This window comes from Sphingomonas sp. PSPC2-2 (assembly GCF_049897725.1).
Taxonomy (GTDB): domain Bacteria; phylum Pseudomonadota; class Alphaproteobacteria; order Sphingomonadales; family Sphingomonadaceae; genus Sphingomonas.
Genome location: NZ_JAFCWU010000001.1, coordinates 598999 through 619127 on the forward strand (window position 1 = coordinate 598999; position 20129 = coordinate 619127).

General features: G+C 64.2%; 21 protein-coding genes. 7 read left to right on the forward strand and 14 right to left on the reverse strand.

Annotation, left to right across the window (positions count from 1 at the left end; translation table 11 throughout):
- The first annotated feature begins 65 nt into the window (after nt 1–65).
- Entirely contained in the window at nt 66–776 is a 711-nt protein-coding gene (locus tag ACP7BY_RS02955) for a GcrA family cell cycle regulator (RefSeq protein WP_137903116.1), read from the forward strand.
- A 103-nt stretch (nt 777–879) separates the two neighbouring features.
- Nucleotides 880–1659 (forward strand): hypothetical protein, encoded by a 780-nt coding sequence (locus tag ACP7BY_RS02960; protein WP_137903115.1) that lies wholly within the window; start codon nt 880–882, stop codon nt 1657–1659.
- Between the two features lie 169 nt (nt 1660–1828).
- Here ACP7BY_RS02960 and ACP7BY_RS02965 read toward each other — a convergent pair whose 3' ends face one another.
- Nucleotides 1829–2761 (reverse strand): IS1595 family transposase, encoded by a 933-nt coding sequence (locus ACP7BY_RS02965; RefSeq protein ID WP_033964324.1) that lies wholly within the window; start codon nt 2759–2761, stop codon nt 1829–1831.
- A gap of 267 nt (nt 2762–3028) precedes the next feature.
- Here ACP7BY_RS02965 and parE point away from each other — a divergent pair, with 267 nt between their 5' ends.
- Nucleotides 3029–5008 (forward strand): DNA topoisomerase IV subunit B, encoded by a 1980-nt coding sequence (gene parE / locus ACP7BY_RS02970; RefSeq protein WP_137903114.1) that lies wholly within the window; start codon nt 3029–3031, stop codon nt 5006–5008.
- Nucleotides 5009–5043: 35 nt separating this feature from the next.
- The gene (locus ACP7BY_RS02975; protein ID WP_137903113.1) at nt 5044–6240 is read left to right on the forward strand and encodes a tetratricopeptide repeat protein; all 1197 of its coding nucleotides are present in this window, start codon (nt 5044–5046) and stop codon (nt 6238–6240) included.
- 6 nt (nt 6241–6246) lie between these two features.
- Here ACP7BY_RS02975 and ACP7BY_RS02980 read toward each other — a convergent pair whose 3' ends face one another.
- Genes ACP7BY_RS02980 through ACP7BY_RS03000 form a run of 5 tightly spaced genes read right to left on the reverse strand, consistent with a single transcriptional unit; the run spans nt 6247 to nt 9454 of the window.
- Nucleotides 6247–6513, reverse strand: a complete 267-nt coding sequence (locus tag ACP7BY_RS02980) for a hypothetical protein (RefSeq protein WP_171010581.1) — start codon at nt 6511–6513, stop codon at nt 6247–6249.
- Nucleotides 6510–7037 carry a GNAT family N-acetyltransferase gene (locus tag ACP7BY_RS02985; protein WP_033964322.1) on the reverse strand — a complete coding sequence of 176 codons (528 nt, stop codon included), beginning with the start codon at nt 7035–7037 and terminating at the stop codon, nt 6510–6512. The genes ACP7BY_RS02980 and ACP7BY_RS02985 overlap by 4 nt, the downstream gene beginning before the upstream one ends.
- Nucleotides 7034–7840, reverse strand: coding sequence for a LysR family transcriptional regulator (locus ACP7BY_RS02990; protein ID WP_033964321.1), 807 nt, complete (start codon nt 7838–7840; stop codon nt 7034–7036). The genes ACP7BY_RS02985 and ACP7BY_RS02990 overlap by 4 nt, the downstream gene beginning before the upstream one ends.
- Nucleotides 7837–8235 carry a Co2+/Mg2+ efflux protein ApaG gene (gene apaG, locus ACP7BY_RS02995; RefSeq protein WP_033964320.1) on the reverse strand — a complete coding sequence of 133 codons (399 nt, stop codon included), beginning with the start codon at nt 8233–8235 and terminating at the stop codon, nt 7837–7839. The genes ACP7BY_RS02990 and apaG overlap by 4 nt, the downstream gene beginning before the upstream one ends.
- 13 nt (nt 8236–8248) lie before the next feature.
- The gene (locus ACP7BY_RS03000) at nt 8249–9454 is read right to left on the reverse strand and encodes a trans-sulfuration enzyme family protein (protein WP_033964319.1); all 1206 of its coding nucleotides are present in this window, start codon (nt 9452–9454) and stop codon (nt 8249–8251) included.
- Between the two features lie 107 nt (nt 9455–9561).
- On the opposite strand from ACP7BY_RS03000, the gene ACP7BY_RS03005 reads away from it, so the two are divergent.
- Entirely contained in the window at nt 9562–10857 is a 1296-nt protein-coding gene (locus ACP7BY_RS03005; protein WP_231564991.1) for a phospholipid carrier-dependent glycosyltransferase, read from the forward strand.
- Between the two features lie 135 nt (nt 10858–10992).
- On the opposite strand, the gene ACP7BY_RS03010 is transcribed toward ACP7BY_RS03005, so the two are convergent.
- From ACP7BY_RS03010 to ACP7BY_RS03045, 8 genes are all read right to left on the reverse strand, one after another.
- On the reverse strand, nt 10993–12093 hold the full coding sequence (locus ACP7BY_RS03010) for a glycosyltransferase (RefSeq protein ID WP_033964317.1): 1101 nt from the start codon (nt 12091–12093) through the stop codon (nt 10993–10995).
- A complete protein-coding gene (gene leuB, locus ACP7BY_RS03015) occupies nt 12090–13142 on the reverse strand; it encodes a 3-isopropylmalate dehydrogenase (RefSeq protein WP_033964316.1) in 1053 nt (350 codons plus the stop codon). Before leuB ends, ACP7BY_RS03010 begins: the two co-directional genes overlap by 4 nt.
- Before the next feature lie 47 nt (nt 13143–13189).
- Nucleotides 13190–13816, reverse strand: a complete 627-nt coding sequence (gene recO / locus ACP7BY_RS03020; RefSeq protein WP_033964315.1) for a DNA repair protein RecO — start codon at nt 13814–13816, stop codon at nt 13190–13192.
- 98 nt (nt 13817–13914) lie between these two features.
- A complete protein-coding gene (locus ACP7BY_RS03025; protein ID WP_126847004.1) occupies nt 13915–14244 on the reverse strand; it encodes a hypothetical protein in 330 nt (109 codons plus the stop codon).
- 176 nt (nt 14245–14420) lie between these two features.
- Entirely contained in the window at nt 14421–15335 is a 915-nt protein-coding gene (locus ACP7BY_RS03030; RefSeq protein ID WP_171010580.1) for a GNAT family N-acetyltransferase, read from the reverse strand.
- Nucleotides 15332–16288 (reverse strand): polysaccharide deacetylase family protein, encoded by a 957-nt coding sequence (locus ACP7BY_RS03035; RefSeq protein WP_137903112.1) that lies wholly within the window; start codon nt 16286–16288, stop codon nt 15332–15334. Before ACP7BY_RS03035 ends, ACP7BY_RS03030 begins: the two co-directional genes overlap by 4 nt.
- 70 nt (nt 16289–16358) lie before the next feature.
- Nucleotides 16359–17762, reverse strand: a complete 1404-nt coding sequence (locus ACP7BY_RS03040) for an NAD(P)H-dependent flavin oxidoreductase (protein WP_137903111.1) — start codon at nt 17760–17762, stop codon at nt 16359–16361.
- 68 nt (nt 17763–17830) lie between these two features.
- Nucleotides 17831–18970 (reverse strand): glycosyltransferase, encoded by a 1140-nt coding sequence (locus tag ACP7BY_RS03045; RefSeq protein WP_033964311.1) that lies wholly within the window; start codon nt 18968–18970, stop codon nt 17831–17833.
- Between the two features lie 241 nt (nt 18971–19211).
- Between ACP7BY_RS03045 and ACP7BY_RS03050 the strand changes: the two genes are divergently transcribed.
- Entirely contained in the window at nt 19212–19391 is a 180-nt protein-coding gene (locus ACP7BY_RS03050; protein WP_137903110.1) for a YdcH family protein, read from the forward strand.
- Nucleotides 19392–19473: 82 nt separating this feature from the next.
- Entirely contained in the window at nt 19474–20112 is a 639-nt protein-coding gene (locus ACP7BY_RS03055) for a Bax inhibitor-1/YccA family protein (RefSeq protein ID WP_126847167.1), read from the forward strand.
- The last annotated feature ends 17 nt before the right edge of the window (nt 20113–20129 follow it).

A 20129-nucleotide genomic window follows, 5' to 3' on the forward strand; every position in this document is an offset into this window, starting at 1 on the left:
AAAGACTGCCGCCGCCGCCCGCAACCCGTTATGGAAACGGTCGGCATGACAATTGGGAAGATTGAATGAGCTGGACCGACGAACGCATCGATACGCTGCGCAAGATGTGGGAAGCGGGGCAGACCGCGAGCCAGATCGCCGAGGAACTAGGCGGCGTCAGCCGCAACGCCGTGATCGGCAAGGCGCATCGCCTGGGGCTGCAATCGCGCCCGTCGCCGGTCAAGCCCAACGAACCCGCCGCTGCGGCCGCACCAAAGGCCGCCGCGCCCAAGCCGACGCCGCCCGCGCCGCGTCCGCCAGTCGAGCGAGTCGCACCCCCCGTCGCCGCCGCGCCGGTCGCCAAGCCCGAGCCTGAAGTCGCCGAAGAGATCGAACTCGATGTCGAGGACGATGCAGACGACGAGATCGAAGCGCCCGTCGTCGTCGCGCGCCCGGCCCCGCCGATCCTGCGCTCGGTCGGCCCCGGCGGCTTCCTGCGTCAGGCCCCTGGCGAACAACAAGCACCGATCACCCCCGCGCCGCCGCGCCGTCTGGTTCCCGCCAAGCCCTCGCCCGAAATGGCGGGCAAGACCACGCTGCTCGATCTCAGCGACAAGATCTGCAAATGGCCGATCGGCCATCCGGGCGAGCCCGACTTCCATTTCTGCGGCGAGAAGGTGAACCCCGGTTTCCCTTATTGCGTCGGACATTGCGGCCACGCTTATCAGGCACAGCTGCCGCGCCGCGATCGTCGCCCGGCCCCGCCGCTCCCGTTCGGCGGCCCCCGCGCCCGCTGATCTGCGCGACAGGACAAAGAAAAGGGGTCGCCGACACGCCATCGGCGGCCCCTTTTTTTGACGTTGTTATATTTCGCGTACCCAAACGGGCAAGGGGTGCTGAATGAGCGCCCTTAATCTATCCCGCGATTTCAAGGCAGCGCGCTTTCAGACTTTCGCAAACTTCCTTCGCCTTGCTCATGAAGGAATTGAGCGCGAACCCAATTTCCACAAGCTCCGTAAGCTTGGGGTCCTTAAGGCATATTACGAAGGAAAAATCGTACTCGCCGTTAGTTTTGACATCCCCCTTCCACCTCATAAGTTCTGCCTCGTTTTTGCGAGGGTCCCATCGGGGGGTAAGCATCGCGAAGCTTTCGACGTGCTCCGCAGTGATATCGGGGAACTTGGTCGATGCAATATGCGCTTGGATGGAGAGTCCGACCGTGTGCTTATTGTTTGCGATGGTAGCGAGCGATCGGATCAGGTCGTTTCCGCCGGGGTAAGCATCAGAAGTTCCGTATGGTTGATGCAGCCTGATCGTATCCCAGAGTCTTTGATCGATAGGGCGGCTATTCAACAGACGGTCAACATCAGTGGGCGTTTGCGCCCATGGATAGTAGACGCTTTTGGAGGGGCGTCTGGGCACTATCACGCTGCTAGCATAGATGGCCTGATCAAAGCTGTGCCGCGCACTGGTAAGAGCCTCTGTGGCTTTGCGCCTGAAGCTCTTTGGTATCTGGCCAGTGAATTTGATTTTCTGAACATTCTCGCCAGTGTCAGGGTCGAATTCATTGAAAATGGTTGCAATGTCACCTTTGAAAAAATCAGACATCACGGCTTGAAGTTCAGAGAATGCTTCTTCTGCCCATCCGATCGATTCCTCGACAGTCTCAAACTCTCGTAGGATTTTATCCCTCATGGCTTCTTTGGCATCTCACTTTTTCGCACCAGACGATCAAGCGTCTTATCGGCCTCGGTGGGGTTTAGTTCGCCAGCGGCGATTAGCCTTTCGACCTCGGCGCGAAACCTCGCGCTTTGGGCTTCCTGGCACTCTGGTTCCTTCTTCTTCGGCATCACCGCGCACCAATCGTTTCATAAGTGAGCCGCTTGCCGACGATACCCTTGAGCATCGCGTCGGCACGGTCGGCATCATTGCAACCAAGCGCCACGCGGTTGTTATAGCGGAACTCGAACTCGGCGGCATAGCGGTGCAGGTGCTGCTTGCCGCAGTGCTGATAGACACCCTTCATGCCGCGCTTGAAGATCGAGAAGTAGCCTTCGATGGTGTTGGTGTGGACCTCGCCGCGACCGTACTCGCCCGCGCTGTGACGGGTGAAATCGTGGCTGGCGAAAGTGCGCGACAGGTGGCGGTACTGGCCCGCTTCGTCGGTCATCACGCGGGCCTCGCGGGCGATGTTCGCTTCAAGAATCGGCAGCAGATCAGCGGCCTTGAGGCTGTCCACAACCATCGAACGGGCGCGGCCAGTGTCGCGGTCGATCAGCGACAGCACCTTGTACTTGTGCGCGAAACCACGGCCCTTCTTCTCGCCTTCCGGCTTAATGGTCTTGTCGTAGCCGATGAAGGTTTCGTCGATCTCGACAATGCCACCACCCGAACCGAACTGGTCGAGCCCACCGTCCCGCATGGCTTCGCGGATACGGTGCGACATGAACCAAGCGGTCTTGAGGGTGACGCCCAGAACGCGGTGAAGTTGGTTGCTGCTGATGCCCTTCTTGCTGCCAGCGATCAGGTACATCGCCTGAAGCCAGATATGCAGGGCAACGTGGCTGCTCTCAAAGATGGTGCCGATCTTCACGGTGAAGGGCTTGCGGCACTGGTAGCACTTCCAGACGCCTACACGGGTGGACTTGCCCTGAAGTTTGCCGATGCGTTCCACGCCGCCGCAGTGCGGGCATACAGGGCCTTCCGGCCAGATGCGCGCTTCGACGTAGGCGAAAGCGGCTTCTTCGCTGTGAAAGTGCGGGGCGGAAAGGGCCGACGACATAGGGTTTCTCCAACAGGATTCACCCTACGTTCTCGCCTTGGGTACGTCAAGTATAATATCGCCCTTTTTTTGGTATGCGTACCCATTCCGTTCGTTTCGAGCGTAGTCGAGAAACCTGGCACAGCGTATTTTGCGGTTTCTCGACTTCGCTCGAAACGAACGGGGTGAGGGAAAGCCGCCCTGCCCCTCCGGATGCTGAACCAATCCTAACAGAGCCATCCGCGATGGTGCTTGGCAGTATCCCCGCCCGCGCCGTATAGCCGCCTCATGCCAGAAGACCTGTTCGCCGCCACGCCCAAGCCGATGACCGATTACGATGCCTCGTCGATCGAGGTGCTGGAGGGGCTGGAGCCCGTCCGGCGGCGGCCGGGCATGTATATCGGCGGCACCGACGAGCGCGCCTATCATCACCTCGCCGCAGAAGTGCTCGACAATGCGATGGACGAGGCCGTGGCGGGCCATGCCACGCGCATCGAGATCGAGCTGCACCCCGGCAACCGACTGGTGATCATCGACAATGGCCGCGGCATCCCGGTCGATCCGCACCCGAAATTCCCGGGCAAATCGGCGCTGGAAGTGATCCTCTCGACGCTGCACTCGGGCGGCAAGTTCGATGGCAAGGCCTATGCGACCTCGGGCGGCCTGCACGGCGTCGGCGTCAGCGTGGTCAACGCTTTGTCCTCCGACACGATCGTCGAGGTCGCGCGCAACCGCGAACTGTATCGCCAGCGTTTCGCGCGCGGCGAGACGCTCGGGCCGCTGGAGCATGTCGGCGCCGCCCCCAACCGGCGCGGCACCTCGGTCAGCTTCGTGCCCGATGCCGAAATTTTCGGCGCGGACATGCACTTCAAGCCCGCGCGGCTGTACAAGCTCGCCCGTTCCAAGGCGTATCTGTTTGCGGGCGTCGAAATCCGCTGGAAATGCGCGCCCGGCATCATCACCGACGACACCCCGCCAGAGGCCGTGTTCCAATTCCCCGGCGGCCTGGCTGATCATCTGCGCGAACAGATTGCGGGGCGTGAGTGCGCGACCACCGATTTCTTCGTCACCCGCCAGGATTTCCCCGGCGAAGCGGGCCGCGTCGAATGCGCCGTCGCCTGGCCGCTGTGGAGCGACGGATCGTATAGCTGGTATTGCAACACCATCCCCACCCCCGATGGCGGCACGCACGAAGCGGGGCTGCGCGCCGCGCTGGTGAAGGGCATCCGCGCCTTTGGCGATCTGGTCGGCCAGAAAAAAGCCAAGGACATTTCGCCCGAGGATATCATGACCGGCAGCGAGCTGATGCTCTCGGTCTTCATCCGCGACCCGCAATTCCAGAGCCAGACCAAGGACCGCCTGACGTCGCCCGAGGCCGCGACGCTGGTCGAGCGCGCGGTGCGCGACCATTTCGACCATTTCCTCAGCGACAATATGGAGCGCGGCAAGGCGCTGCTGTCTTATGTCATCGAGCGCATGGACGAACGCCTTGCGCGCAAGGCCGAGCGCGAAGTGAAGCGCAAAACCGCGACCAGCGCGCGCAAGCTGCGCCTGCCCGGCAAGCTCACCGATTGTTCGTCCAACGGCCCCGAGGGCACCGAAATCTTCATCGTCGAAGGCGATTCGGCCGGTGGCTCGGCCAAGCAGGCACGCGACCGCAAGACGCAGGCGATCCTGCCGATTCGCGGCAAGATCCTCAACGTTGCCTCGGCCACCTCGGCCAAGATCCATGCCAACCAGGAAATCGCCGACCTTATCCAGGCGCTCGGCTGCGGCACGCGCAAGGACTGTGTGGCGGACAATTTGCGCTACGAACGCGTCGTCATCATGACCGACGCAGACGTGGACGGCGCGCATATCGCCACGCTGCTGATGACCTTCTTCTTCCAGGAAATGCCCGAAATCGTGCGCGCGGGCCACGTCTATCTGGCGCAGCCGCCGCTCTACCGCCTGACGGCAGGCACCAAGAGCCTGTACGCGATGGACGACGCCCACCGCGCGCATCTGGAGGCGACCGAGTTCAAGGGCAAGAAGGTCGAAATCGGGCGCTTCAAGGGTCTCGGCGAAATGAACCCGATGCAGCTGCGTGAAACGACGATGGACCCGAAGTCGCGGGCGATGCTGCGCATCACCTTGCCGCAGGAATATGAAGAACGCGCGGTGGTAAAAGACCTGGTCGACCGGCTGATGGGCACCAACCCCGCGCACCGCTTTGCCTTCATTCAGGAAAATGCCGCACGGATGGACGAAGACGCGATCGACGCGTAAGCTTTGAGCATATAGAATCTGCGTCGGAGTTTTTCATGCCCCGTCTTGATACAGTGTGCCTGCTATTGGCCGTAATAGGCACTCCGGCATTCGCACAAACGAAGGACTCAACGACGGCGGCCACCACCGGACCCGACATTGTCGTGACCGGCATCTCCCTGAATGACGCAAAGGCTTCGCTGCGGGCCTGCCTCGATCAACACTGCCCGCCGGACAAGGATATCGCCGCGACCTTGGCCCTCGCGGAGACCGAGTTCGTGGCGGGGGACTACAAATCGGCCCGCGCGACGATGCTCTCTTCGATCGGGCGCAACCGCCGCTTCGCCAAGCAATATCCGGTTCCCGTCTCCGACCTACTGCGCGCCAATTCCCGAGTGGCGGCGCATCTAGGCGAGGAAACCGCATATCGCAGTGGTGCCATCCAAGTGGTGACCGCGCTGAAAGCGGGACTGCCTCCATCCGATCCGCGCGTGTTAAACGCCCAGCTCGAGCTGGGCGATAGCTACGCCAAGACCGGCGATACCGATGACGCTATCAATCTTTATCAAGACGTGGCCAAACATGCCCATGCGGTTCATCAGTCAAACAGCGAGGGATTTGCTCTCCTCAGGGAGGCACGCCTGTACGCCGCTTTGTCCAAAGGCAAATCGAGCCCCTATTATTCAGACGCGCTAAACGCCACCAATCGACTCATCGCGCGGGGTGAGCCGGAGCTTGCTCCGTTCGTACAAGCGGCAAAGCTGCTCAAGGCAAATATTGCAGTCCAGCATGGCGATACCGGGGCTGTAGACCGCCTTGTCGCGGAATATCGCGCCGTCGCCACAGGTGGTGCCGTCCCCGTCCTGCTGTATGCGCCGAAGATCGAGCAGCGCCAGCTCTCGGGCCGCGAGGGCGCAAGCGGCACCACCCTCAACAAACTCGCCATGGATGACTTCGATAATCAGTGGGTTGACGTGAGTTTCCTCATCAGTGCCGACGGAAAAGTCAGCGAGACCGAGGTACTGCGCAAGAGCTCCGCGCTCTCGGGAGATTGGGTCAAGCCGATCCTCACAGCGATAGCGGGACGACGTTACGCCCCGCTCGCGCCCGACAGTCCAGGCTTCTTCAGAGTCGAACGGTATTCCTTCACTGCGGCCTGGACCACAGTCACCGGATCGCGGATGCGGGTACGCTCGCCTGCTCCAAAAATTGAAATGGTTGACCTGTCTCGCGATGACGCCAAAGGCGGTTGAAGCGCGTTATCTGCCCATCCGCGCTTGGTGGTATTTCATCCGCACCACCACCCCCGCCAGCACATGCAACACCGCCATGCCGATCAGGAACAGCGGCAGGATCATCGGCATTTGCGGCCAGTACCGCGCGCGTAGGCCCGCTAGCACTGCGCCGACAATCGCCAGCGCGACACCCATCCAGCGGATCGGTCGCGTGACCATGCGCAGTTCCTTTTGATAGGCGGCGCGCTCGGCGGGGTCGTTGAGGTTGGGGGGTGGCAGAGCCGGGGTCATCGCGCGGTCCAATCGCTGGCGAGCAAGCCCCACAAAAAGGTGTCGCGCACGCCGAGATGCGTTTCCCACTCTTCGCGCAGCCGACCTTCCAGCGTGAAGCCAAGCGCCTTCAGCAAGCCGTTCGACGCAGCATTCTCGGGGTCGGTATCGGCAAAGACACGGCGCTGCCCTTCGACGCGGAGCAGCTGATCGAGCACCGCGCTCACCGCTTCGCGTGCGATGCCGCGGCCCCACTGCGCGCGCGCTACCATATAGCCGATCTCGGAAACGCCGGGCCGCTTCTCGCCGACTGCGACGAAACCGATCGCGCGATCCTCGCCCGCAAGCGTGATCGCCCAGGCGCGCCACTCGACAGACGGCTCTGCAAATTTCGCGCGGGTCTGCTCGACCGAAATGTGCGGCGCGTGCGACCAATAGGTCATCGCCTCCACATCGGCATAGCTGGGGAACAGCGCCTCCGCGTCCTCCACAGTCCGTTCGCGCAGGCGCAACCGACCGGTGTCGAGCACCGGGATCGGCCTCATGCCGTCAGCGCCTCGACCAGCGTCTTGACCTTTTTCTGCCGCCACTGCGGCAGCGGCGCGACCAGCCAATAGCCCAGCCGATACGGACGCGCCTCGCCGACGGCGACCACACGGCCCGAGGCCAGATCGCCTGCTGCCAGCAATTCGGGCACGGTCGCCCGCCCCAGCCCCTGCGCCGCAGCATCGAGCGCCAGCCCGGCATCACCGACATGCACCAGCGATTCGGCGGCATCGTCGACACAGCCGGGCCAGGCGATGCGCGTGTCGATCCCGCCGCCCGCACGCTCGACAGTAATCATACCCGCCGAGGCGATCGGCTCGCCCTCATGCTCCCCCGGGCCATCGCCCCAGCGAATCGCCAGATCGAGATTGGCCTCGGTGAAATCGATCGCGCCGCTGGTCCCGAAGGTGTCGGACGAGATCAGCACGAAGCGCATTTCGGCGTCGCTGCGCGCAATGTCCGCCAGACGCGGCATCAGCCACTTTTCGGTCAAATCGCGCGGTGCGGCGATGGTCAGCGACTTGCTCGTCTGCCCGGCCTGCATCGCACGCACGGCTTCCTCAAACTGCAAAAAGCCCTCGCGCAGCGCGGCCAGCCCGCCCTCGCCCTCGGGGGTCAGCTCAAGCCCCTTGGTCGTCCGGCGGAACAGCACCACGCCCAGCGTATCCTCCAGCGCGCGGATCTGCTGGCCCACGGCAGCCGGCGTCACCGCCAGTTCGTCGGCGGCGCGCGTAAAGCTCAGGTGCCGCGCGGCGGCATCGAGCACGCGCATGCCGTTGAGCGGGAGGTGCGTGCGCTTCATGCCCCCACCGCCGGCGCGATCAGCGCGAATTTGGGGATTTCGACATCGAAGCCCGAGCCGTCCTCGCCCATCATGTGATAGCTCCCCAACATCGACCCGGTCGAGGTCGAGAGCGGGCAGCCCGAGACGTAATCGAAACTTTCGCCGGGGGCGAGCAAGGGCTGTTCGCCGATCACGCCCTCGCCTTCGACCGAATGCCGCGCCCCGCGACCGTCGGTGATGATCCAGTGCCGCGTCAGCAATTGCACCGCTTGCGGGCCGGCATTTTCGAGCCGGATATGATAGGCCCAGAACCACCGGCCACGCTCGGGCTCGGATTGTTCGGGCAGGAAGCTGACCGCGACGCGCACGATCACCCCGCGCGTCTCCGCGACGTACGGGAACAGCGCCTTCACGACCGCCGCCCCGTCATAAGCCCACCGCCGTCAGCGCGCGATCGAGATCCTCGATCACGTCGTCAGCGTCTTCGAGACCAACGTTCAGCCGCAGCAGCCCCTCGGTCACGCCCATTTCCAGCCGCTTGTCTTCGGCGACGCCGGAATGGGTGGTGGAGGAGGGGTGCGTCATCAGCGAGCGCGAATCGCCGATATTGTTGGAAATATCGACCAGTTGAAGCGCATCGAGCAGGCCATGCGCCTGCTGGCGCCCTTCGACCTCGAACGCGAAGATCGGCCCGCACGCGTCCATCTGGCGCATCGCCAGATTGTGCTGCGGGTGGCTCGGCAAGCCCGGATGCAGGATACGCGGCACGCGCGGCTCGAGGAAGCGACCGACCTTCAGCGCATTTTCCGATTGGCGGCGGATGCGCAGGTCGAGCGTCTCCAGCCCCTTCAACACCACCCAGGCATTGAACGCACTGAGCGTCGGCCCGGTGTTGCGCGTGAAGGGCAACAACGTGTTGGTGATGAAATCCTCGGTGCCACACACCGCACCTGCCAGCACGCGCCCCTGCCCGTCCATCATCTTGGTCGCGCTGTAAGCGGTGACGTCGGCCCCGAACTCCATCGGCCGCTGTAGCGCGGGCGTGGCAAAGGCATTGTCGACCACGCTGGTGATGCCGCGCGCGCGGGCGATGCCGCAAATCGCGCTCAGATCGGCAATGTCCATCGTCGGATTGGCGGGGGTTTCGAAGAAGAACACCTTGGTGTTGGCCTTGGCCGCATCCTCAAAAGCCTGCGGGTCGCGCGCATCGACGACGGTCGTCTCGATGCCGAATTTGGGCAGCAGCGTATCGACCAGCCAGCGGCACGATCCGAACGCCGCGCGCCCGGCCACGACATGGTCACCGGTCTGGAGCTGGCACAGCAACACTGCGGTCATCGCCGCCATGCCGGTCGCCATCGTGCGGCACGCCTCGGCCCCTTCAAGCAAGGCGATGCGCGCTTCGAGCATCTCGACCGTCGGGTTCTGCAGCCGCGAATAGGTCATGCCGACCTGATCACCGGCGAAGCGCGCCGCCGCATCGGCCGCGCAGTCATAGGCATAGCCCGAGGTGAGGAACAGCGCCTCGGAGGTTTCCCCCCATTCGCTCCGCGCGGTGCCGCCACGCACGGCTTGCGTTGCGGGGCGCCACTGGCGCGTGATGCTTTGGTCCTGGCCGGTGCGACGTTTCATGGGGCACGCTTTGCCGGGCGCGGGGGGCGCGCGTCAATGGGGCGATTCGCGTGGGAGCAATCCGCACTCCCTTGAAAGCACCGTAGCGAAGACGGATAGAGGCGCGCGTGAACGCCAACCAACCCAGTCCCTATCGTGCCGCCGCGTTGCTGGCGGTTCTGTCGCAAGCGCTGTTCTGCTTTCGCCTGACCGTGCCGACCAAAGTGATGTTCGACGAGGTGCATTACGTGCCCGCCGCACGGCAATTGATCGCGCTGAGCGGGCCAGTGAATATCGAACACCCCCTGCTCGCCAAGGAGATCATCGCGAGCGGTATTTTGCTGTTCGGCGACAATAGTCTGGGATGGCGCTTCTTCTCGACGCTGGCGGGCACAGCGACGGTGCTCGGCGTGTTCGCGATTCTGTGGCTGATGCTTGGGCGGGTGCGCCCGGCACTGTTCGGCGCGTTGTTCGTCCTGTTCAACGGCACGGTGTTCATCCAGGCGCGGATCGCGATGCTCGATGGCTATATGGCCGCGTTCACCGTGCTCGGCATCGCCGCCTTGCTGTGGGCGATGCGCGCCGAGTCGAGCGGGACGGCATGGTCGCGCTGGATCTTGGGGAGCGTGCTGCTCGGTCTCGCCGTTGCCGCGAAATGGATCGCCGCACCGTTCGTTGCTTATGCCGCGATTGCCTTTGTTATGGTGCGGCTGAGCGATGCGCGGCGTGGGGGGCGATCGGTTTATGCCGCGCTCAACGCCCGCCCGATCGGCGGCGTCCATCGACACTGGCCGGGGATGGCGGCGATCCCGGCGATTCTGGTGCTGGGAACGGTCAGCATCGCGACCTATTTCGCGACCTTCGCCCCTGCCTTTTTCTACACGGTGCAGCCGATGACGGTCGCCAAGCTGCTGCCCTTTCAAATGCAAATGTACGGCCAGCAAACGCAAGTCCTGCCGCACCACCCCTATCAATCGGCGTGGTGGACGTGGCCAGTGATGGTCCGACCGATCTGGTATCTGTACGAACGCGTGGATAGCGCGCAGCGCGGGGTGCTGCTGGTCGGCAATCCGGCGGTGCTGTGGGGCGGGCTGGTTGCGGTAGCGGCGTGCCTGTACGGCTGGTGGCGGACACGCGCGCCCGCGCTACTGGCGGCGACGGGGCTATGGCTGGGCAGCTATGTGATCTGGGCGATCATCCCGAAATCGCTTGGCTTTTTCTATTATTACTATCTGCCGAGCATCTTCCTGTGCGTCGCGCTGGCGGTGTCACTCGATCATTTCGCGCGCGGCAAGCGCTGGGATGCGCGCTTCCTGCTGCTGGTCGTCGCGCTGTTCGCGCTCTTCTATCCGGTGTTATCGGCAATGCCGTTATGGGGGCCCAACGCCTTCCATTTCTGGACGTGGTTTCCGAGCTGGGTTTAGAGGCTGTCCCTTTCCCCGTTCGCCCTGAGCCTGTCGAAGGGCCGCCTCCGCAGGGGCACCGTTGCTTGTGCGGCGGGGCTTCGACGAGCTCAGCCCGAACGGACCATGGATGATCGTGCTTGGGCGAAAACGACTTTAATACCGCCCCCACACGAAGCGCGACGACAGCGCATAATTCCACACCGCCGCCACCACGATTCCCGCCAGCGCGGGGGCCGCCCACGCTCCGTGCTGCACGCTGAACAGGAACGCCGCGACCCCGACATTGGCCGCCGCGCCAACCGCGCAGACGAGGCAGAACGACACCCAGCCATCGAACAATTGCCGCACGCCCTTCAGCCGCCGCTCGCGATAGGTCAGCGCATTGTTGAGGAAGAAGTTGAAGGTCATCGCAACGCCCGTCGCGACGATCGTCGCGGCCAGGAAGTTCAGCCCCTCCGCGCGGAACAGCGCCCATAACACCGTCAGGTGGACCAGCGCGCCCAGCGCTCCAATCCCTGAAAACATCACGAACCGCACCGGCACGATCCGCCCGAACAGCCGATCGTACAAAGCGATCAGAAACTCCATCGCCACGACATGGTCGAGCTTGCTCTCCCCCTCGCTGCGCAGGCGGAAAGTATAAGGCAATTCGAGGAATTTCAGCGGACGCGGGCTCGCGGTCATGATGTCGAGCAGGATCTTGAAGCCGATCGCCGACAGGCCCGGCACCAGCGCGCGCGCCACAGCGGTGCGGATCATGAAGAAACCGCTCATCGGATCGCTAAGGTCGGCCTTCAGCACATAGCGGGACAGCCGCGTCGCCAGCGCCGATTTGGCCACGCGATCCTGATCCCAATCGCCCGTACCCCCGCCCGCGACGAAGCGCGATCCGATCACCAGATCGAGCGCGCCATCCGCCTGCAAGGCATCGAGCATCTGCGGCAGCAGCGTCTCGTCATGCTGCAAATCGCCATCGATCACCGCGACCGCCGGTGCCGCAGTCGCGCAAATCCCCTCGATGCACGCCGAGGACAGGCCGCGCCGCCCGATCCGCTGGATCACGCGTACCCGCGCATCGCGCAGGGCAAGATCGCGCGCCGCCTGCGCGGTGCCATCGGGGCTGTCGTCATCGACGAAGATCGCTTCCCAGCGTCGACCGGCCAGCGCCGCGTCGAGCTTGGCGATCAACACTGGAACGTTGCGCAGTTCATTGAAGGTCGGGATGACCACTGCGAGTTCCAGCGCTTCGTTCATTTGAGCGCAGCCAGTACTGCGTCGCCCATCGCCGCTGTCGAATGCGTTCCGCCCAGATCGGGCGTGCGCGCACCGTCCGCGATCGCCGCGATCACCGCCGCCTCGATCCGCTGCGCCGAGGCTTCATCCGCCAGCGAGTGCCGCAGCAGCATCGCCGCCGACAGGATCGCCGCGCACGGATTGGCCTTGCCCTGCCCCGCAATGTCGGGTGCCGAGCCGTGGATCGGCTCATACAGCCCGCACGTCCCCTGCCACTCATTGAGCGAGGCCGAGGGCAGCATCCCGATCGAGCCGACGCACATGCTCGCCTGGTCGGACAGGATGTCGCCGAACAGATTGCCCGTCACGATCACGTCGAACGCGCCGGGGTTGCGCACCAGCTGCATCGCGGCATTGTCGACATACATGTGCGTCAGCTTCACATCGGGATAATCGAGCGCGATCTCATTGACGACTTCGCGCCACAGTTGCGAAGTTTCCAGCACATTGGCCTTGTCGACCGAAGTGAGGATGCGCTTGCGGCGCTGCGCCATCTCGAAACCGACGCGGACGATGCGGGCGACCTCGACCTCGTCATAGCGCATCAGGTCATGGCCTTCGCGCAGGCCGGTATGCGTGATGCTGCGGCCCTTATCGCCGAAATAGACGTCGCCGGTCAGCTCGCGCACAATCACCAGATCGATCGCACGCGCCACTTCCGGGCGGAGTGCAGAGGCGTCCTCCAGCCCCGGAAACATCTTGGCCGGGCGCAAATTGGCGAACAGGCCGAGCGCCTTGCGCAGGCCCAGGATCGCCTGTTCGGGCCGAAGCGCGCGCTCCAGCCCGTCCATCTCGGGATCGCCGACCGCGCCGAACAGGATCGCGTCGGCGCGTTTGGCCAGCGCGAGCGTTTCGGGCGGTAGCGGGTGGCTGGTCTGGCGATAGGCCGCACCACCGATCGGCGCGCTCTCGAATTCATGGCCGAGGTCGAGCGCTTCGAGCACGCGGCGCGCCTCATGCGTGACTTCGGGGCCGATGCCGTCTCCGGCGAGAAGTGCGATCAGTGCCACAGGCGTGCTCCCTTATGCTGCGCAGGGCAATGCCGAGGCGAAGCGCCTCACGCAACCGCCCTTTTCAACCGATCGACCAGCCGCGCCCGCGCATCGAGCGTCGCGGCGCGCCGATCGACCAGGATTTGCCGCTCCAGCGCGTCGCCAGTGAGCGCCAGTGCGGCAAGAATATCGTCCCAATCGGGCGCAACACCCGTGGTCAGCGCGGTCGGCAGCATATCGCGCTCCAGCCCATAGCCAAGCTCCGCCAGCAGCAGCAGTTCATACCGCGCCAGCGCCAGCGCCCAGCCGCGCGCGGCGGGCGCGGATTCGACCGCCACGATCGTCCCGTCGAGCGCTGCATAGAGCCGTGGATAGGGTTGCGCCTCGGGCAAGGCGGCGGCGGTCAGCGTCGTCACCCAATCGAGCGCGGCGGCGGGCAGCGGCTCGGCATAAAGCGGCGCGCGGCTGGTGACGAGTTCCACGCTCAGGCTGGCAAGCTGGTCATCGGTGCGCGCGCGCCATTCGCCGATCACGCGATTGGCCGGTTGCAGAATCGGCCGATTACGACTGGAGCGCCCACCCCGCACATAGCCCGCCTGCAAGCCATGCTCGGCGGTCAGCGCCCGCACAATCGCGCCATGCTCGCCATGATGGCGGATGGTGAGGATCAGGGCTTCGACGCGGAGATGCATGGCGGCGGTGTAACGCGGGGGCGGGTTTTCGCCAGCTTTGGTGTGGCAATGGGGGATTGGTGATTGGGGATTTGGCTTAGATTGGTGGTTAGCTGCCGTCAGCACGGATTATGCCAGAACACACCTCGCGCAGGCTCCGAATAGCAGGCTGGAGGCATTGGGAGGTCGGCCTTGCTGAGCGGCACCTGATAGCCGTAGCCGCCATCAAAATATGCGTTGGTCATAATATCGACGCCCCACGTGTGAACCGTGACATCGGCCGGGTGAAGACCTGCAATAGCCAGCGGCCATTGTTCTTTCGGGACTTTTTTCCAGCTTCTCGGCTTTTCGGGCGGGTCCGTTTTCATCAACCCATAAGCCTCAGCTCGGATCGCTCTGAGCTTCTCTGCATCTGAAATGGGCCGGTTACAGCCACCAATCAGCGACATTATCACTAACGTCGCGGACGTGACTGTTACATATGTTGATCTGCGCATGAGAGCCTTGGAGCACATACGTCGCACGTCCGCTATTGGACGGAACCAGAAATTCCGCAGTCCGGCATCACCCCTACATGCCATATTCTGTCGGCTCATCCCGTCCCTCAATCGCTGCACACCACCCCCTACCGCCGCACCCGCTTCGCCAGCGCCTCCAGCCCCAGCCGCGCGACGGCGCGCTTGCCCCACGCCGCACTGCGGTCGAACACACCGAGCGCCAGCATCGTCGCGCGATTGGCGAGCGAGGGGCGCAGCAGCAGCAGGTCAAGACAAGCGACCCCATCCGTGGCGAAGCTGCGCTTGTGCTGGCCGTCGCCCTCGGTGAAATCGAACTGCGTGAGGCCCGGCTCCGCATAAAGATCGCGCATCGCTTCCAGCATCAGCACCCCGCCCGGCGACAGATCGTTGAACGCCGGATCGTGCCCGACATGGTCATAGCGCACCGTCCCCGCCACGACCGGGCAATAGAGATAGGCGGCAGGCTCCCCGGCAATATAAAGCAGCCACGCGCGTACCGAATCCGCCGCCGCCAGCGCGCGCAGGCTTTGCAGAAACGGCGCGTCGTCGGGCAGACCGCCGCCCAGCAAACGCTCCTGATAGGTGCGCCGCGAAATGCCGCGCGCAATGTCGTGGAAGCGCTGCATCTCCTCGGGCGTGCGGAACCGCCGCACGTCGAGCAGGCCGCCCGACACCTCCATCACGCGCCGCGTCTTGCGCTTCAGGCCCGAGCGCGTGTTGCCCGACAGCGCGGCCTGATACGCGTCGAACCCGATGCCGAGATCGGCATAATGCCGCGTATAGCGTTGCCGCACCTGCGCGATCATGCCGGGTGCTGCCGCCATTACGACATCGCACTGCGCAGCGGGCACGGAGGTGATGAGATAGCCGTGCGCCTGGGCAGCCAGCGGCGGCAATACCGGCGGTTGCCCATCCAGCACCTGCCCCAGCGACAGCGGCACGCGCACCAGGTACCGCTCCACCGCGGCCAGCGTCCGCGCGCCGATCTGGAACCGCAGGGGCAGCGGTTCCGCCCCGTTCACGCCGCCCGTTCCGCGACCATGTTGGACCATAATTGCTCGGCCTGACGCCAGCGCGTGCGCAGTGGATCGGGGCCGAGCGGAACGTCATATTGCCCAAGCCGCAGCGCCGGGCGATCCGCGAAATGCATCGTCGGCAGTTCGGTCGCGCGTTCGGCGAGCAACGCGCACAACGCTTCGAAGCGGCGGACATGCACCGCATTGGGCCGCGTGCCCGCGCGGTTGGCGAGCTCGAAGCCGTGGCTGACGATCGTCACCGCCGCATGGTGCCGGTCGAGCGCATGGTCGAGGGCTGCGCGCATTTCGCCCGCCGACAGCGCGCAGATCTGGAAGTTGCGCAGAGCACCCGCTTTCTCCTCGATCAGCGTCACCGGCACCTCGATCACACCGCGATGGCGCAGCGGTGCGATCTGCGCGGCGGGGAGGTCGATCGCGCTCGGCCAAGGATGCTCGCCGCCATTGTGGCTGGCGTCATAGACGAAGCCGAGCTCGGCAAGGGCGCAAAGCGTATCCGCATTGGCGCTATACGATCCCGCGCGAAACGCGATCGGATGCGGCGCGCCGGTCGCGACAAGCAACTCGGTCGCCCCGCGAATCAGCGCGCGCTGTTCGGCCAGGCTATATTCGATGAGTTCGAATCGCGCGGCGCTTACGCCCTTGTCGCCTGCCACAGCGGCGGTCCAGTTCGGATGCAAATGGAGTTGCACCTCCTGCCCGGCCGCCAAAATCGTTTCCACAATCGCCCGGACGGGCGCGAGGCCAAAGGTCAACGCCGGCATCGGATCGACGAAGAAGCATGCCTTCAGCCCATGCCGCGCGAGCACCTCAAGCTGATACGACACCCCGACGCCCGCCGGTTCCAGCGAACGCGCGAAAATCTCCGCCCCGGCCAGGCCATCGCTGTGATGGCGCCACATCAATTCCGTATCGACGGTCAGGAAAACGGGAGAAGTCATCCCGTCGGCACCTAATGCGACGGGATGAAGATTTCACCAACCCAACAAACATTGCGACAGCGCTAAGACATCAGTCTCCGGTCAAAATACGGTCAACCAATTGTTTCACCGTCGGCACAAACCCGTTGGAATAAAACGGATCGCGCTTGAACTGATAAGCACCGTGCCCAGCGAACATCAGATTCTGTTCGACATCGCCACCATGCGCGATGTCCTGCAGTGTCTTCTGGATACAGAAGCTGCGCGGGTCGGCCAGGCGGCCGGTCGAATTGGTCTCGGTGTCGGACCAGGATGAGAAAGCGCACTGGCTGAGGCAACCCATGCAATCGGCCTGGTCCTTGCGAATCACGCCCTTGTCCTGTGGCGTGACGAAGACGAGCGTGTTGTCGGGCGTTTTCAGCGCGTCGGTAAAGCCATCGCCGAACCACTGCCGCGCGCGCAGCAGGTCGTTGCGCGTCACCCAGAAGTTCTTGCCCTTCACTCCCACGTCGAGCTGGAACACATGGTCGCCGGCACTTTGCGTCGAAAAGGCGATCTGCCGTTCGGAACGCGCCTGCAAATGCCGCAGGAACGGGTTGAGCACCGCGCTCGAATAGAAACCGGTGGGCGAGAAGCGGTGCAGCAGCACCTCGCCTTCCTCGATATTGGTGAGGCGTGCCTTCCACGCATCGGGAATCGGGCTTTCCTGCGTCAGCAGCGGGCGCGTGCCGAACTGGAAAGCGATCGTGCCCAGTTCGGGATTGTCGATCCAGTCGGACCAGTCGCGGAGATACCAGACGCCGCCTGCCATCACGATCGGCACGCTGTCGGCAATGCCGCCCTCGCGCATCGTCTCGCGCAGCGCCTTCACGCGTGGATACGGGTCCTGCGGGACGAGCGGGTCCTCGGCATTGGACAGGCCGTTATGGCCGCCCGCCAGCCACGGATCCTCATACACCACCGCCGACAGCCATTCCGCCGCCTTCGAATATGCGCGCTTCCACAGCGCGCGGAAGGCGCGGCCCGAGCTGACGATCGGCAGATAGCTGACTTCATAGGACGCCGCGATCTCGCTCAACTTGTAGGGCATGCCCGCGCCGCACGTGACTCCGGAGACAAGCCCGCGCGTGCGTTCCAGCACACCGTGCAGGATGCGCTGCGCACCGCCCATTTCCCATAGCACGTTGATGTTGATCGCGCCCTTGCCACCGGCAATGTCGAACGCGCGGCGCACCTGCTGCACCGCCCCCTCGATCGCATAGTCGATCAGTTCCTCATGCCGTTCGCGGCGGGTGAGCGCCTTATAGACTTGCGGGATGATCTTGCCGTCGGGATCGTAACTGTCGGCATTGACGGCCGAAACCGTGCCGATGCCGCCCGCCGCCGCCCATGCCCCCGCGCTTGCGTGGTTGGTCGCGGCGACGCCTTTGCCACCCTCGACCAGGGGCCAGACCTCACGGCCGCCATAGACGATGGGCTTCAAACCTTTGAACAACGTGACAGCCTCCGACTTAAACTTACGTATGATATACGCTTTGGATGCACCGACGGGCAAATCGTCAATTAGACGAAGGCCTCCGGCCGCCCGATCACCGCGCCGTAGAGCCCGGCATAGCGGGCGATCATGGTGGCCTCGTCATACTCGGCCACCGCCTTGCGCCGGTTGAGTTCGCCGAGCCAGCGCCGCCCTTCCGGGTCCGATTTGGCCAGCGCCTCCAGCGCATCGCGGATCAAGACCTCATGCCCGCGCTTTTCGATGAAGCTGCTGTTTTCGGGCACGACCATGCGCAGCACGTCACCGACCGGTGTGGACACGATCGGCAAGCCCGCCGCCATCCCCTCGATCACGCAGATCGGGAATTGCTCGGATTTGGACGATAGCGCCAGAATATCGAACAGCCCGATATATTCGTGCGGGCGCGGCAGGAAGCCGGGCATCACCAACTGGTCGAGCATCCCCATCCGCTCGGCGGTGTCGAGGATCGCCTGCCGCTCGGGCCCCTCGCCCACGATCACCAGCCGCACGCGCGCCGACATGCCGCCCACCGCCCGGACCAGCATCGGCAGGTCCTTCACCTCGCGCAGCCCGGCAAGCGTGCCGATCACGATTTCGCCCGGCTTGCGCTTGAAGCCGGGGATCGCATCGGGCTTGGGTTTTTGCGCATACAGCGCAGTGTCGATGCCATTGGCGATCCGGTGGACGCGCGCGCGCGGCTGCTTCCACGTTTTCAGCGCAATGTCTTCCAGCGTCTCGGACGGCACCACCAACGCCGCCGCCTTGGTCAGCGCGAAGCGGCGATAGAGGTTGCGCGTCGGCTTCAGCCCATCGGCTTCATCGGCGTTGAAACCGTCCTCATGATGCACCAGCGGCGGCACCCCGGCGGACGACACGCGCCGCGCCATCGCCCCGTCGATCGCGCCCCAATTATAGGTCAGCACCAAATCGAAGCGGCGCATATAGGCCGCGATCGCTTCGTAACGCTTGACCGAAGGGCCGCCGGTCAGCGGCGGCGGGTTCTGCGCGATCTCGTAATCGATGCCCTTGGCGATCGCATCGCGCGCGCCATACTGGCCGTCCATGCTCGACACGATCGTGTGCCGCGCACGGTCGCCAAAGGCGTTCATCAGGCGTACCGCGCGCGCCTCCTTTCCGCCCAGCGAGAAGGTGGAGTGCAGATGCAGAATGTTGACCGGGCGCGCCATTTGGCCGGGCGTTAGCGGCAAATGAATGCCACGTCATCTCCCCAGTCATCTCGCCCGCCTCTTGAAAGCGCGCGCAACGCTCCATATTTTCGGGATGCGGACCGGGCCCCTCTGGCGAGGGCTGAACAAGCCCTCGTGATGTCGGACCGCATCGAGCTCGCTCGGTGCTGGACGGCCCATGACACCGTCCCCGCCCCGAAACAGCCCGATCGATTTCACCATCGAAGAAGAGGCTGCTGCCATGACCAAAATGATCGACCGCCTGACCGCCCTCCACCGCGCAATCGACTCCGCCGTGGCGCGCGAGCGCGCGCGTTTGGCCCCCGATCCTGTGCACATCGCCGCGCTGAAGAAGCGCCGCCTCGCGATCAAGGACCATCTTCACCGCGCGCTGACCCGGCGCGTCACCGCTACCGCATAAAGGACCCACACCCGTGCAACCCAATGTCTATCGCACCATCCCCAATACCGTCGCCGCGCGCGACGAGGGGCTTCGCAGCTACATGCTCGGCATTTATCGCAACATGGGGATCGGCCTGGCGCTGACCGGGCTGGTCGCGCTGGGCGTTGCCTCGACGCCCGCGCTGGTGGCGCTGATCTTCGGCACCCCGCTCAAATGGGTGGCGATGTTCGCGCCGCTCGCCTTCGTGATGTTCTTCTCGTTCCGCATCGACCGGATGACGACGTCGGGTGCCCGCACCGCCTTCTTCGCCTTCGCAGCGGTAATGGGCGTGTCGATGGCGAGCATCTTCCTGGTGTTCACCGGCACCAGCATCGCGCAGGCGTTCTTCACCGCCGCCGCGCTGTTCGCTGGCATGAGCCTGTGGGGCTACACCACCGGGCGCGACTTGACCAAGATGTCGACCTTCCTGATGGTCGGCCTGATCGGCGTGATCGGCGCCAGCCTGGTCAATCTGTTCATCGGCTCGTCGGTGCTGCAGACGGTCGTCTCGGTCGCCGGTGTCGTCGTGTTCACCGGACTCACCGCCTGGGACACGCAGCGCCTGAAGAGCGAATATTTCGCGTACGCCGGCACCCAAGCTGCCGAAAAACTCGCGATCATGGGCGCGCTGTCGCTGTACCTGAACGTCATCAACCTGTTTCAGCTGCTGCTGGGCCTGATGGGCCAGCGCGAGGAATAAGGCCTTACCCCCTCCCG

Coding starts and splice junctions, on each gene's coding strand:
- ACP7BY_RS02960 (WP_137903115.1), top strand. CDS start 880: ATGAGCGCCCTTAATCTATCCCGCGATTTCAAGGCAGCGCGCTTTCAG.
- ACP7BY_RS02985 (WP_033964322.1), bottom strand. CDS start 7,037: ATGAGGCCGATCCCGGTGCTCGACACCGGTCGGTTGCGCCTGCGCGAA.
- ACP7BY_RS02990 (WP_033964321.1), bottom strand. CDS start 7,840: ATGAAGCGCACGCACCTCCCGCTCAACGGCATGCGCGTGCTCGATGCC.
- ACP7BY_RS03025 (WP_126847004.1), bottom strand. CDS start 14,244: ATGTCGCTGATTGGTGGCTGTAACCGGCCCATTTCAGATGCAGAGAAG.
- ACP7BY_RS02965 (WP_033964324.1), bottom strand. CDS start 2,761: ATGTCGTCGGCCCTTTCCGCCCCGCACTTTCACAGCGAAGAAGCCGCT.
- recO (WP_033964315.1), bottom strand. CDS start 13,816: ATGCATCTCCGCGTCGAAGCCCTGATCCTCACCATCCGCCATCATGGC.
- parE (WP_137903114.1), top strand. CDS start 3,029: ATGCCAGAAGACCTGTTCGCCGCCACGCCCAAGCCGATGACCGATTAC.
- ACP7BY_RS02975 (WP_137903113.1), top strand. CDS start 5,044: ATGCCCCGTCTTGATACAGTGTGCCTGCTATTGGCCGTAATAGGCACT.
- ACP7BY_RS03035 (WP_137903112.1), bottom strand. CDS start 16,288: ATGACTTCTCCCGTTTTCCTGACCGTCGATACGGAATTGATGTGGCGC.
- ACP7BY_RS02980 (WP_171010581.1), bottom strand. CDS start 6,513: ATGACCCCGGCTCTGCCACCCCCCAACCTCAACGACCCCGCCGAGCGC.
- ACP7BY_RS03000 (WP_033964319.1), bottom strand. CDS start 9,454: ATGAAACGTCGCACCGGCCAGGACCAAAGCATCACGCGCCAGTGGCGC.
- ACP7BY_RS02955 (WP_137903116.1), top strand. CDS start 66: ATGAGCTGGACCGACGAACGCATCGATACGCTGCGCAAGATGTGGGAA.
- ACP7BY_RS03010 (WP_033964317.1), bottom strand. CDS start 12,093: ATGAACGAAGCGCTGGAACTCGCAGTGGTCATCCCGACCTTCAATGAA.
- ACP7BY_RS03045 (WP_033964311.1), bottom strand. CDS start 18,970: ATGGCGCGCCCGGTCAACATTCTGCATCTGCACTCCACCTTCTCGCTG.
- ACP7BY_RS03050 (WP_137903110.1), top strand. CDS start 19,212: ATGACCAAAATGATCGACCGCCTGACCGCCCTCCACCGCGCAATCGAC.
- ACP7BY_RS03055 (WP_126847167.1), top strand. CDS start 19,474: ATGCTCGGCATTTATCGCAACATGGGGATCGGCCTGGCGCTGACCGGG.